Annotated in this window: 11 protein-coding genes; 5 read left to right on the top strand and 6 right to left on the bottom strand. The window is 75.4% G+C overall.

Features of this window, described 5'->3' with window-relative positions:
* Positions 1-7 precede the first annotated feature (7 nt).
* A complete protein-coding gene (locus VGP36_14635; protein HEV7655950.1) occupies positions 8-811 on the top strand; it encodes an SDR family NAD(P)-dependent oxidoreductase in 804 nt (267 codons plus the stop codon).
* Here VGP36_14635 and VGP36_14640 read toward each other — a convergent pair.
* Entirely contained in the window at positions 802-2,442 is a 1,641-nt protein-coding gene (locus VGP36_14640; GenBank protein ID HEV7655951.1) for a DNA polymerase Y family protein, read from the bottom strand. The genes VGP36_14635 and VGP36_14640 overlap by 10 nt on opposite strands.
* On the bottom strand, positions 2,439-3,884 hold the full coding sequence (locus tag VGP36_14645) for a hypothetical protein (GenBank protein ID HEV7655952.1): 1,446 nt from the start codon (positions 3,882-3,884) through the stop codon (positions 2,439-2,441). The genes VGP36_14640 and VGP36_14645 overlap by 4 nt, the downstream gene beginning before the upstream one ends.
* A gap of 505 nt (positions 3,885-4,389) precedes the next feature.
* Here VGP36_14645 and VGP36_14650 point away from each other — a divergent pair.
* The 4 genes from VGP36_14650 (at position 4,390) to VGP36_14665 (ending at position 7,242) form a co-directional block, all read left to right on the top strand.
* A complete protein-coding gene (locus VGP36_14650) occupies positions 4,390-5,163 on the top strand; it encodes a PIG-L family deacetylase (protein HEV7655953.1) in 774 nt (257 codons plus the stop codon).
* A gap of 63 nt (positions 5,164-5,226) precedes the next feature.
* Positions 5,227-5,862, top strand: coding sequence for a hypothetical protein (locus VGP36_14655; protein HEV7655954.1), 636 nt, complete (start codon positions 5,227-5,229; stop codon positions 5,860-5,862).
* A complete protein-coding gene (locus tag VGP36_14660) occupies positions 5,862-6,215 on the top strand; it encodes a hypothetical protein (protein HEV7655955.1) in 354 nt (117 codons plus the stop codon). The genes VGP36_14655 and VGP36_14660 overlap by 1 nt, the downstream gene beginning before the upstream one ends.
* A gap of 100 nt (positions 6,216-6,315) precedes the next feature.
* Positions 6,316-7,242 carry an anti-sigma factor RsbA family regulatory protein gene (locus tag VGP36_14665; GenBank protein HEV7655956.1) on the top strand — a complete coding sequence of 309 codons (927 nt, stop codon included), beginning with the start codon at positions 6,316-6,318 and terminating at the stop codon, positions 7,240-7,242.
* Positions 7,243-7,246: 4 nt separating this feature from the next.
* Here the strand turns inward: VGP36_14665 and VGP36_14670 are convergent, their stop codons facing one another.
* The 4 genes from VGP36_14670 to VGP36_14685 form a co-directional block, all read right to left on the bottom strand.
* A complete protein-coding gene (locus VGP36_14670) occupies positions 7,247-8,386 on the bottom strand; it encodes a type III PLP-dependent enzyme (protein ID HEV7655957.1) in 1,140 nt (379 codons plus the stop codon).
* Positions 8,383-9,027: a hypothetical protein gene (locus VGP36_14675; protein ID HEV7655958.1), complete on the bottom strand. Its 645-nt coding sequence runs from the start codon at positions 9,025-9,027 to the stop codon at positions 8,383-8,385. The genes VGP36_14670 and VGP36_14675 overlap by 4 nt, the downstream gene beginning before the upstream one ends.
* An 83-nt stretch (positions 9,028-9,110) precedes the next feature.
* Positions 9,111-11,423: an EAL domain-containing protein gene (locus tag VGP36_14680; protein ID HEV7655959.1), complete on the bottom strand. Its 2,313-nt coding sequence runs from the start codon at positions 11,421-11,423 to the stop codon at positions 9,111-9,113.
* Positions 11,424-11,692: 269 nt separating this feature from the next.
* Positions 11,693-13,120, bottom strand: coding sequence for a glycoside hydrolase family 16 protein (locus VGP36_14685; GenBank protein ID HEV7655960.1), 1,428 nt, complete (start codon positions 13,118-13,120; stop codon positions 11,693-11,695).
* Positions 13,121-13,257 lie beyond the last annotated feature (137 nt).

Below are 13,257 nucleotides of genomic sequence, written 5' to 3' on the forward strand. Positions count from 1 at the left end.
GGGATCGGTGACGACCATCCTCATCACCGGGGCCACCGACGGGCTCGGCCGCGCGCTCGCCGGGCGGCTCGCCGGACCCGGGACGACGCTGCTGCTGCACGGCCGGGACCAGGCCAAGCTCGATGCCGTCGCCGGCGGGGCCAGGACCTTCCGGGCCGACTTCTCGGCGCTGGAGGAGGTCCGGGCGCTGGCCGCCGCCGTGCTGGACTCGACCGACCGGATCGACGTGCTGGTCAACAACGCCGGGATCGGCTCCGGGCTGCCGGTCGGGCGGAGCCGGGCCGAGAGCCGGGACGGCTTCGAGCTGCGGTTCGCGGTGAACTACCTGGCGCCGTTCCTGCTCACCCAGTCGCTGCTGCCGGTGCTGCGGGCCGCGGCGCCGGCCCGGATCGTGCACGTGGCCTCGCTCGGGCAACACCCGCTGGACTTCGGCGATCTCATGCTGGAACGCGACTACAGCGGGTCCCGGGCGTACCGGCAGAGCAAGCTGGCGCAGATCATCTCCGGGTTCGAGCTCGCGTCCCGGCTGCCGGCCGCCGAGGTCACGGTCAACTGCGTGCACCCGGGTACGCACATGCCGACCAAGATGGTGCTGGAGGAGCACGGCGGCTCGGAGGACGCGCTGGAGATCGGGGTCGCCTCGATCTTGCGGGCGATCGGCGATCCCGAGCGGGCCGGTGTGACCGGGCGCTTCTACGACCGGCAGCGGGAGGCCCGGGCCGACGCCCAGGCGTACGACCCGGCGGTCCGGGCTTCGCTGTGGAGCCGGTCCCTGGAGATCACCGGCGCGCCGGACGTCGCTCAGTCGTAGGTCGCCTCCAGCCGCCAGGTGGTGGCGTCGCGGGTGACGAGCCAGGCCGTGCCGTCGGTGCCGACGAGCTGGAAGCGGGCCCGGCGGGTGGCCGTGGGCGGGTCCCACCAGCGCTCGTCCGCCGGCCACGGGCCGGTCCAGGAGACGATCTCCAGTGCCGGCCGGCCGGCGATCGCGAGCCGGGCCGGGGGCGCGGTCACCACGTAGCGGTCGGTCACCCCGACGGGCGCACCTTCCCGGTCGGTCACCTCGACCGGGATCGGGTCGGGCAGCACGGTGGCCGGGGACGGCGCCGGCAGCCGGCCCGGCCAGGGCTCGTCCGGTGGCCGGTCCGGGCGGCGCTCGTCGCCCCACGGGACCAGCCGGATCTGGTCGTCCGGGTCGCGGCCGCCGCCGAGCACCGCGGTGAGCACCCGGTCCGGGCCGAGCATGCCCTGGACCCGGGCCAGCACCCGGCCGGCCCGCTCGTCGGCCTCGCCCATGCCGCCCCAGAGACCGAGCTGCATCCCGCCGTACGGCATCACCTCGTCGGGCACCAGCCGCAGCAGCACGATCCCGGCGGTCGGCCGCTCGCCGGGCGGGGCCGGGGCGGAGCCGCCGGCGCCGATCACCGCCAGCGGCACCGGCGGGGTGCCGGGGGCGGGGGCGCCGGGCCGGGCCCGGGCCGAGCCGGACAGCCAGCCGTCCAGCTGCCAGCGCACCCGGTCCGCGATCGCCGCCGGGGTCAGGACGCCCTCGTGCCGCCAGAGCCGGGTCAGCTGCTCGCCGTGCTCGGTCTGGGCCTCGATCGCCACCCGCGTGCAGGCCAGACCGCGGCGGGCCAGCCCCTCGTGCAGCTCCTCCGCCAGCGCCTTGGCCGCGAACGCGGCCGTGTCGACCCGCTCCACCGGCGGGTCCAGCTCGGTCTGCACGGCCAGCTCCGGGTCGGCCGGCCGGGCCGCGAGCGGGCGGTCGTCGAGGCCGCGGGCCAGCCGGTGCGCGCGGGCGCCGTCCGGACCGAACCGGGCCAGCACGTCCCGCGGCGGCAGTTCCGCGAACGCGCCGAGCGTGCGCAGTCCCAGCCGGCGCAGCACGTCGGGCAGGTCGACGACGCCGAGGGCCTCCACCGGGTACGGCGCGAGGTACTGGCGGGACCCGCCGCGCGGCACCACGATGCCCTGCTGGGCCGCCAGCGCGGCCGCGAACCGGCCGTCGGCGACCCCGACCAGGGCGGTCGCCCGGGTGCGCTCGGCCAGGTAGCGGGCCAGCCGGTCGGCCACCGCCCGGTCGCCCCCGAAGTACCGCGCGGGGCCGCGGGCGGCGACCGCGCACAGGCCCGGGCGGATCACCTCCACCCCCGGCGCCAGCTCGGCGACCGCGGCGACCACCGGCTCGAACGCCCGCGCATCCCGGGCCGGGTCCGGCGGCAGCACCACCAGCCGCGGGCAGCGGGCCTGCGCCTCCCGGCGGCGCAGGCCGCGGCGGACGCCCTCGGCCCGGGCGGCCGGCGTGGTCGACACGACGCGGTTGGCGTAGATCACCGCGGCCGGGATCTGCCGGGCGCCCTCGGCGTCCACGCCCGACGCGGCCATCGCGCTGATCACCGGCCAGTCCGGACACCGGACCACGACCGTACGCACCGGCACGGTCACCCCTCCGCAACCGGCGCGGGTCCGGCCCGCGCCGGGCTCGCGGTTCCGGTTCGTGTGGCGCCGGCGGTTCCGGTTCGCGCCGGCCCTGCGGTTCCCGGCCGGAGGGGAGTGCCGGCCGGGCGGGGCGGCCCAGGCCGGGCGGGGAGACCCGGGTCGGCCGGGGTCGGGTGGGGGGAGCCGGGGCGGGGTGGGCGGGGGAGGGTGGAGGCGGGGCGGAGGCGGGCGAGTACGTCGGGAGGGACGGCCGGGCGGCGGCCCGTGCCCACGGCCGGGGGTGGGGGTACCGGGGGACCACCCCCGGCCGGGGCGGTCCGCCCAGCCGGCACGGGGTGACCGGCTGGACGGGGTCTCGGGTGCGCGCGGGCCGGGACGGTGCGGGTCGGGACGGTGCGGGCCGGGACGGCGCGGGCCGGAGCCGTGCGGGTCGGGACGTGGCCCGTCCGGTGCGTCACGTCCTGCCACAACGCGTCGATCGACGGCGTCCGGACGACGGGCTCCGGCTCCGAGCTCTCGGCGGCAGCGGGCGGCACCGGGGATGGGGCGCCGGCCGGGAATGCGGCGCCGGTCGGGGATGAGGTTGCGGTGGGAGAAGCGGCGGCAGTGGGGGAAGCGGCGGTGGTCGGGGAAGCGGCGGTGGTCGGGGAAGCGGCGGGGGCCGGGCGCGCGGTGGGCGGGGACGGCGGTGGGGGCGTGAGGTCGGGGACCGCGTGCAGGTGCGGGGCCGGCGCTGCGGGTCCCGGCTCGTCCGCGACCGCCGGGGCGGACGGGAGTGCCGACACGGGTGGGACGGCTCGGAGGGTGGGTTCGTCGGCGGGGCGGATCGCGCCGTCCGGGGCCGGTAACCAGAGCGCCAGCTCGCGGGCCCGGGCCGCCGACCCGCGGCCCTCGCCCCGGACCGTCACGCGCCGGGACCGCAGGTGCCCGGACCCGTCGCCGAGCCCCTCCCAGGTCCCGGACGTCAGGCTCAGCCGCAGCTCGGCCCCGGGCCAGGCCGCCGGACCGTACGGCACGAGGACCGCGCCGCGTTGCCGGGCCCGCGCCGCCAGCCGGCGGACGTCCCCGTCCGCGACCCGGCCCGGCGGGGCGACGACGACTACCTCCATCGCATCGAGCAGGGCGGCGGCGACCGCGGCCCAGTCCCGGCCGGGGTCGGGTACGAGCGCCAGCCGGTCCAGCGCGACGCCCGCCTCGGCCGCGGCGACCAGGCCCAGGCCGGGCAGCCCGACCACGCCGCACCAGGCGCCGCGGCCGGACGGCCCGGCCAGCAGCGCGAGCAGCAGGGAGGCCGAGCCGCGCACGCTGACCGCGGAGCCGCGGCGCAGCCCGCCGGTGCTGAACAGCGGCTCCAGCGCGGGCAGCACCGGCAGCGGGCGGTCGCCCTCGGACCGTCCGACCGTCTCCGGCCGGGCCCGCTGCGCGGGCGCCGACACCACCGCCGCCATGGGTCGATGTTCGAACACACGTTCGAACTCGTCAACCCCTCCCGGAGCGTCGCCCACCGACACGCGGACCCCACGCGCGGGCCCTTCCGGGTCCGCGCGGCGCGGGAGGTGAGGTGGAACGCCGGCCACCCGCAGACGCCACCCGCGGACCCGAAGGGTCCGCGGCGCGGGTGAGGAGGTGGGCGTCGGCCACCGACGCGCAGACGCGACCCGAAGGTCGGCGCGGGAGGACGGAAGGAGAGGTGGGGCGTCGGCCACCGACGCGCGATCCCGAAGGTCGGCGCGGGAGGCGCGGGAGGAGAGGCGGGTCCGGAGCCCATCGGCACGGTGAAGGGCGCGGGCGGTGGGCGGGGGTGTGGTTGGATACCGGGCGTGACCGTGGACGGGTCGTACTGGGTGGGCCGCCGAGCCCACCACTTCGACCAGCGCTGTCGCTGACACCGCCGGACCGTGCACCGCGGCCGGCCGAGGTGTCCGCCGCCCGTCACGCCCCCTGTGAGCAGCCGTGTCCGCCGTTCTGGCTCCTGTCCGTACCCGTTCCGACGTCCTGTCCGGGCGCACGGCCGTCGTCCTGCACGCCCATCCCGACGACGAGGCGATCTTCACCGCCGTGACCATGCGCCGGCTGGCCGACCGGGGTGCCCGCGTCGTGCTGGTCACCGCGACCGCCGGTGAGCTCGGCCCGGTGCTGCGCCCGCTGAGGAAGGGCGAGACGCTGGCCACCCGGCGCCGCGACGAGCTGGAGGCGGCCGCCGCCACCCTCGGCGTGGCCCGGCTGGTCCTGCTCGGCCACCGCGACTCCGGCATGGCCGGCTGGGACGACAACGCCCACCCGGACGCGCTGGCCGCCGCCCCGGTCGAGCGACTGGCGACCCGGCTGGCCGAGCTCTGCCACCGGGAGAACGCCGAGGCGCTGGTCCACTACGACCCGGACGGCATCTACGGCCACCCCGACCACCTCGCCGTGCACCGGGCCGGGGCCGCGGCCGCCCGGCTGGCCCGGATCACCGCGTACGAGGCGACGGTGGCGGCCGACCGGCCGCGGACCCGCCGCCCCCACCTGGTCGACGCGGCCGCGGGGGCCCGGATCGGCCGGGACGACGTGAGCACCGTCGTGGTCGCCGACCCGGCCGAGCTGCGGGCCAAGCGCCGGGCGATGGCCGCGCACGGTTCCCAGATCCCGGCCGCGGCGACCCGCCGGGTCGGGTTCACCGCCGCGTACGGCACGGAGTGGTTCCGGCGGGTCGGTGATCCTGGGTTGCTGGACGGGCTGCTCTAAAGGAACTCCCAAGGCTGCCTCCTACGTTGGTCAGATGACCCCGACATGAGGAGATGACACGACGTGGGACTCCTGGACCGCCTGCTCGGCCGCGAGGAACGACCGCGGCAGGCTTGGAACGCGCCCGGGCCCCAGGCCGAGCCGGCGCAGACCGACGACGAGCGCGCGATCGAGCGCTACCGCTACATGCTGCGCACCGCCCCGCCGGAGCAGGTCGAGCAGGCGCACGCCGAGGCGTTCGAGAAGCTGACCCCGCAGCAGCGGCAGCAGGTCCTGGCCGAGCTGTCGGCCGAGGTCCCGCCGGGGGAGCGGGCCCAGTCCGACGACCCGCGGTCGCTGGCCCGGATGGCGACCCGGGCCGAGATGCGCCAGCCCGGCACGATGGAGCGGGTGCTCGGCGGCGGCGGCCGGGCCGGCGGCATCGGCATGGGCGGTCTGATCGCCGGTGGCCTGCTGGCCAGCGTAGCCGGAGCATTCATCGGTACGGCGATCGCGGACGCGATGTTCGACTTCAACGACAGCGGGGAAGGCACGGATGCATCCGCCGACGGCGGAGGTGACGGCGGAAGTGACAGCGGAGGCGGCGGCGGTGATGCCGCCGGCGACAGCGGCGGCTACGGTGACGCCGGAGGCTTCGACGGAGGCGGTAGCGACTTCGGCGGAGGTGACTTCGGCGGCGGTGACTTCGGAGGTTTCTGATGGCTCGGGAGGACGACCTGCGCAGCGGTGAGGACGTGCGGGAGGACGTGATGTCGGCCCCCGGCCCGCCGGAGGTCCGGCGGGACCGGCGCGAGCACGGCGGCGCCCCGGAACGGCTCGACGACGACGCGCTCGCCGAGCGGACCGAGCAGGAGCGGGTGGACGCGGGCATCGACGCCTACGACCCCGGCGACGTGCCGGCCGCGACCGACGACCCGGTGCCGGTCGACATCACCGAAACCGAGCAGTATCAGGACGAGCGGGCCGAGATCGACGTGGAGACCGAGAAGGGTCTGCTGTCCAGCGGCGGCGAGCGTCCCGACTTTCCGCCGTCCCGCTACCCGGACAACTGACACCCAAGGGATAGTGGTGGGCGGAAACCCGTCCACCACGAAAGCCCCCGGGGTGTCGTAGCATGGCTGCCGCACGCCCACCGACCCCTCCGGACGGGTGATGACCAGCATCAGGCAGCACAGCTCGTACCGGCATGAGGCCTTCTTCTACGGAGGCGAGGACGACTTCCTCGCGGGCCTCGTGCCCTTCGTGCGCGACGGTCTCGCCGCGGACCAGCCCGTCATGGTTGCCGTCCGCGGGGACAAGCTGCCGCCGCTGCGGGACGCGCTCGGCTCCGACGGCGCGAGCGTGATCTTCGTGGACATGGTCGAGCTCGGGCACAACCCGGCCCGGATCATCCCGGGCTGGCGCAAGTTCCTGGACGACTTCTGCCGGGACAGCCGGCCGGTGCGCGGCATCGGCGAGCCGATCTGGAGTGGCCGCCGGCCGACCGAGATCGTCGAGGCCCAGCTGCACGAGGCGCTGCTCAACGTGGCCGTCGACCCGGACACCCCGATGTGGCTGCGCTGTCCGTACGACGTCTGCGCGCTGACCGACGACGAGCTGGCCGAGGCCGCCCGCAGCCATCCGATCCTGGTCGACTCGGACTCGCTCAAGGGCTCCCGGACGTACGGCGGGATGCAGCACGTCGAGGACCTGTTCGCGGCCGGCCTGCTCGAGCCCGAGCCGGGCACCGACGGGATCGCGCTGCCGGCCGGCCCGACCGAGATCGCCGCGCTGATCGGCAAGCACGCCGGCGCGGCCGGGCTCAACGCCGAGCGGACCTGGGCCTTGTCGCTGGCCGTGCGGGAGACCACGGCGGCCGCGGTCCCGGGCTGCACGCTGCGGGTCTGGGCCGAGCCGAGCGCGTTGATCTGCGAGATCCGCGACCCGGACCCGGTCGACGACCCGATGGCCGGGCGGGTCCGCCCGCGCGGGGCCGAGCCCGACGCGCGCGGCCTCTGGCTGGCCAACCAGATCTGCGACCTGGTCCAGGTCCGCTCCACCCCGGAGGGCTCGACCGTCCGGATCGTCAGCTGGCGCTAGCCGCTCAGGCGTCGACCAGCACCGACGTGTACGTCCGGGGCACCGGGAAGCCGTTGAAGTCGCTCGCGTAGCTGGTCGTGTACGCGCCCGCGGTCCCGAGGAAGACCCGGTCCTCGACCTCGAGGTCCACCGACAGCGGCACGTCGAACATGATCGTGTCCTGGCTGTCGCAGGTCGGCCCGGTCAGGTGGGCCGGCTCCCGGTCGGCCGAGCCGCGCGAGTCGGTGACCGGGAAGCGCAGCTGGTTGCCGCTCTCCAGAGCCTCCATGAACCCGTTGAACGCGCCGACGTCCAGGTGCACCCAGCGCCGGCCGGCCCGCTCGGCCAGCCCGATCACGGTCGCGACCATGACCCCGGCCTCGGCCGCGAGCGCCCGGCCGGGCTCGATCGCCAGCACCGGCGGCCGGTACGGCAGGTACCGCGCGATCCCGGTACTGATGACGGCGGCGAAGTCGGCCAGCGGCGGCGGCTCGGCGTCCGCGTACCGCGCCGGGAAGCCGCCGCCGAGGTCGAGCAGCTCCAGCCGGATCCCCTCCGCGGCCAGCTCGGTCAGCACCGTCCCGGCCTGCCGGAGGGCGGCGTCCCAGGCCGCGGGGGCGAGCATCTGGGAGCCGACGTGGAAGGCCAGCCCGTACGGCCGGAGGCCCGCGTCCCGGGCCGCCCGCAGCAGCGCGACCGCCTGGGCCGAGTCGACCCCGAACTTGCCCTCGCTCGGCACCGTGTTGCCGCCCAGCAACGTCCGCAGCCGGGCGTAGACGCAGGCGCCGGGGGCGTGCGCGGCCAGCTTGGCCAGCTCGGCCCGGCCGTCGAAGGCGAACCGGCGGACCCCGGCCGCCCAGGCCTCGGCGATGTGGGAGGCCGGCTTGACCGGGTTGCTGTAAAGCACGTCGGCCGGGTCGACGCCGATCTCGACCAGCGTCCGCAGCTCGGCCACCGAGGCGATCTCGAACCGGCCGCCCAGACCGTGCAGCCGTTCCAGGATCCGCTCGTCCGGGTTGCACTTCATCGCGTAGTGCACGTCCACGCCCGGCAGGGCGGCGGTGAAGCCCAGGTAGGCGGCTGCCACCCGGTCCAGGTCCACGACCAGGAACGGGGTCGGCCCGGGCAGCCGGGCCAGTCGGTCGGCGGCCAACGGGTCGGTCATCGCTTGATCAGCCTCTTCCGCAGTTCGTACGAGGGAATGACGACGGCGTAGAAGCCCACGTCGGCCAGCAGCTTGCCGATCAGCAGGCCCCAGACCACGCCGGACCCGGCCCAGCCGGCGGCGAGGTAGATCAACCCGGGCCGGACCAGCAGCGTGTCGGCCAGCTCGGCCGCCAGGAAGTCGGAGACCTCGGTGACGAGGTCGCGCCCGGTCCGCAACAGCCGCCGTACGGGCCGGTGGCCGGCGTGCCGGGCGAACAGCTCCGGCAGCGTCCGCCGCAGCACCACGCTGTAGTACGCGATGCTCTCGGCCACCGACCCGGCCAGCGCGGCCGAGGCCAGCGACCCGGTGGCCGCGTGCACGGTGAGCGCGGCGCTGAGCGCGGCGATCGTCCCGACGATCTCGGCCAGCAGGTAGCGCCGGCCCCACTCGCGCAGCTTGTCCCGGACCACCACCGCCAGCCGGGCCGGCCGGCGGATCGACGGCGCACCCGCCGTCGTCCAGCCGCGCCCGGCCCGGTCGACCGCCCAGCCCCAGCCGGGGAACCGGGACGGCGCCGGCGGGACGGGACTCCAGCCGCGTTGGGCGCCGGCATCCAGGGCGATGCCGGCCGGCAGCGTCAGCGGGGTGGTCTTCGGCACCGGTCCTGACCGCGCGGCGGCAGCACGGGTCTCCTCCCCGACGCCCCGTGTCACCGCGCGAACCGGTTGGTTCGCGACGGCCGTCATCCGGTCGGCGCTGGCGCGGGCGTCCGCACCGGATCGATCTCCGGTGTCCCGGTGCCGAGCCACTCGGCCAGCACGGTCGGCGACATGGGGTCGCCGATTGCGGCCCCCTGCACGGCCCGCACCCCGTAGGACCGGACGCGGCCGAGCAGGTCGTTGGTGTCCACGCCGTCGGCGACGGCCCGGATGCCGAGCGACTGGGCCAGGCTGATGGTGGACCGGACGACGGCCTCGTCCGGCCCGCTCTGCAGCACCGAGGCCACGAACGAGCGGTCCAGCTTGAGCTCCTGCACCGGCATCGTGCGCAGCCGGGTCAGCGACGGCGCGGACCGGCCGTAGTGGTCCAGCGCCAGCCGGACGCCCAGGGTCCGGAACTGGTTCAGCGCCCGGCGGGTCCGGCCCGGGTCGACCAGCAGCAGGTCCTCGGCCAGCTCCAGCTGGATCGAGGCCGGCGGCACGCCCGCCTCGCTGACCAGCCGGGCCAGCTCGTACGGCAGCCGGCTGTCGAGCACGTCGGCGGTGGTGAGATCGACGGAGACGCCGAGCTGCACGCCGGCGGCCTGCCACCAGGCGCAGCGCCGGACGGCCTCGGTGAGCATGACCCTGGTCAGCCGCCGGGTGAGGCCGGCCCGGGCGGCCAGCGGCCGCAGGGTGGCCGCGTCCAGCACGCCGTGTTCCGGGTGCACCCAGCGCAGCTGGGCTTCCAGCTCGACCGCGGCCCCGCTGGCCAGGTCGACCTTGGGCTGGTACCAGGCCACGATCCGGTTGGTCTCCAGCGCGTTGATCAGCTCGGGCAGCAGTCGCGGGCCGAAGTCGCGGCCGATGTCCTGGGCCGGGTCGTAGACCTCGACCTCGGACTCGGTCGCCTTGGCCCGCCGCAGCGCGTCGCCGGCGCAGCGCAGCAGGTCGCGGCTGTCGGTGGCGTGCATGGGGCTCGCGGCCAGGCCCGCGGACAGCTCGATCTCGACCTCGACGCCGGAGAGCCGGACCGGGGTGGCGACGGCCGCGAGCAGGTCGCGGACCGACTGCTCGGCCCGGGCCAGGTGCCCGTCGAACGGCTGCAGCAGCGCGATCTCGGCCCCGCCGAGGCGGGCCGGCACGGCCCGGTCGCCGACCTGCTCGCGGAGCCGGCCGCCCAGCGCGCCCAGCAGCCCGTCGCCGTACTCGTAGCCGAGGGTCTCGTTGATCTCCGAGAGGTGCCGGATGCTCACGATGCTCACCAGCAGCGGCCGGCCGGCGACGGCGCCCGCGGCCAGCGCGGGCAGCTCGTCGTCCAGCACCCGCCGGTTACCGACGGTGGTCAGCTCGTCGGTCCGGGCCTCGGTCCGGCTGCGGGCCAGCGCCCGGGTCTGCTCGAACGTCAGCGCGGTCCGGCCGCCGGCGGCGAGCAGGCAGGCCGCGGCCAGGATGACCGTGATCGGGTGCAGGTCGACGAACGCGCTGACCACCAGCACGACGAGCGCGGCCAGCGAGAACAGGATCGGCACCAGCAGCGCGGCGAACCCGCCGATGGCGGCCGGGGCGGCCCGGCGGCGCAGCGAGCCGGCCAGCGGCACCAGCGCGATGCCGACCATCCAGGTGCCGTCGACCCAGGAGCCGTCGGTGTACCAGGTGTTGGAGCCGAGCAGGTAGGCCGTGTCCGCGATCGCGAACAGCCCGAACCCGGCGACCAGCAGCCACCAGACCGGCTCGGCCCGCCAGCGGACCATCGACAGCGTCGCGACCGCGACCACGATGAGGATCAGGTCACCCACCGGGTACGACAGGTTGGTGATCACCGCGGCGGTCGAGCCGTCGACCCCGGAGATGATCTGCTTGACCGTGAACGCGGAGAACAGCGCGCCGACGGCGAGCGAGGTGACCAGGCCGTCCAGCAGCACGGACGCGGGGACACGCTGCAGGACCGCGCGGGCCAGCAGGATCAACCCGACGTACGCGAGCGGGTAGAGGCCGAGGTAGCCGACGTCCGCGGGGGAGGGCACCGGGATGCTGTCGGCATCGGAGAACATGATCGACCAGTACTGGTCGCCGACCGCCCAGGCGATCGTGGCCAGTGAGAGCAGCAGCCAGGGCAGCCGGTCCCGCTTGACGACCAGGGGCCGGATCAACCCGGCCAGGGTGACCGCCATGATCACGACCCCGTAGAACCAGGTGTCGACCCAGGCAGGCTCGGAGCTCTTCGGCAGGAGCGTGCTCAGCGCGTAGACCGCGGCCAGACCGCCGAGTACCCAACGGCCGACGCGAAAGGCAGGCGAGTCGAGGATCTCGTCCTCGGTCTGTCTGTCCGGGCCGCTTTCCTGCAGTGATTCCACGAAGGCGCACAGTAGGCCGCTGTGACCTCGTCGTCACCACATTGCGGCTTAGAGGCAGGAGAACGGCCCGATCGGGTGAACCTGAGGGCATTCCATTCGGAATGGCGTCAGTGTCAGCCGCATCCGTGTGCCGCAAGATCTTGCCGCACCAAGACCGAATCGGCAACGTTGGGCCCGGAGATGGCGGGAAACAGGCCGATCCGGGCCGGGGGCGGCCCGCTGCCGCGCTGGCTCGCGCCCCCGGCCCGGTGGTACCGGGCCTTCCGTGCTCAGTGCCCGAAGGTGAACCAGTTGACGTTCACGAAGTCGGCCGGCTGCCCGCTGGTGAAGGTCAGGAAGACCGTGTGCACCCCGGTGACGGCCGTGATGTTCGCCGGGACGCTGCGCCAGCTCTGCCAGCCGCCGGTGTTGCCGACGGCGAAGCTGCCGACCGGCGCGTTGGCCCGGCTGTCCAGCCGCACTTCGATCAGCCCGCTGACGCCGGCGGCCGCGCCGGATGCGACTCGGGCGACGAACTGGTGCGCGGCGGTGCTGCTGAAGTTCACATTGGAGTACTGCGCCCAGTCACCGTTGCCGATGAAGCCCATGTTTTGGCCGCCGCCGACGTCCGTGGTGGCCTCGAGCTGGGTGCCGCTCTGGGCGCTGGACGACTCCGCCTGGATCGTGCCGTACGCGCCGGTCCCGCCCGGCGGCGGCGGCGTGGTCGGCGGCGGGGTGGTCGGCGGCGGGTTCGTGGGCGGCGGGACCGTGCCGCCGCCGGCCGAGTAGATCGCGACGTAGTCGACCAGCATGGGCACGTTGGGCTGGGTGGCCGCGGTGGGACCGCCGCCGAACGCGGCCGGGAAGCCGCCGCCCATGGCCACGTTGAGAATGACGAAGTAGCCGTGGTTGGTGGCCGCGGTCCAGGACGCCGCGTCGACCTGGTTCTTGTTCAGCGAGAAGTAGACGGCGCCGTCGCGGTACCAGCGCAGCGTCTCCGGGGTGACGCTCTTGTCCCACTCCACGCCGTACGTGTGGAAGCTGGTCTGGCAGCCGGGGCAGGCGACCTGCCCGCTGCCGAAGCCGGTGGTCTCGTTGCAGGTGCCCGGAATGGACGGTCCACAGTGGAGGGTTCCGAACACCGAGCTGAGCCCGTTGATGTCCTCCATGATGTCGATCTCGCCGATGCTCGGCCAGTTGGTCGCTCCGACCGGGCGGGCCGGGGCGCCCATGCTCCAGAACGCCGGCCAGTAGCCCGCGGCCGCGGCGCCGGAGACGTTCGGCTGCTGGATGGAGGCCTCGATGCGCAGCTTCCCGCCGGCCGGCGGCTGGAAGTCGGTGCGCTGGGTCTCGATCCGGGCCGAGGTCCAGTTGCCGGCGGCGTCGCGGCGCGGGGTGATCGCGAGGTGGCCGGCGCCGTCCATGCTCACGTTGGCCGGGTCGCTGGTCATCCGCTCGACCTCGCCGGTGCCCCAGTTGGTCGCGCCGCCGGGGTAGCCGAAGCCGGTGTCGTAGAGCCAGTTGGCCGTGCTGGGCTGGGTGCCGGCGGCGCTGTTGAAGTCGTCGCCGAACACGAGCGAGTAGCCCGCCGGCGGGGCCGGAACCGCGCCGGCGGGGCTGGGGACCGCGACCACCATGGCGGTGACGGCAGCGGCGGCGAACCCGCCGGCCGCGATGATCCGCCATCGGCGGCGGGGTGGAGACGTGGCTGACGGCATGCGGGGCTCCCTACTCCTCAGTTCCCCCCGTGTATGGGAATAACTGGGACCGTTCCCAGGCGTACGGTAAACAGGATGTTTCGGCGGGTCAATACGGCTCACTCGTACGGCGCAATCGGAGCAGTGATCACGCCATC

This window comes from Mycobacteriales bacterium, assembly GCA_035995165.1.
In the GTDB taxonomy this organism is placed as follows: domain Bacteria; phylum Actinomycetota; class Actinomycetes; order Mycobacteriales; family CADCTP01; genus CADCTP01.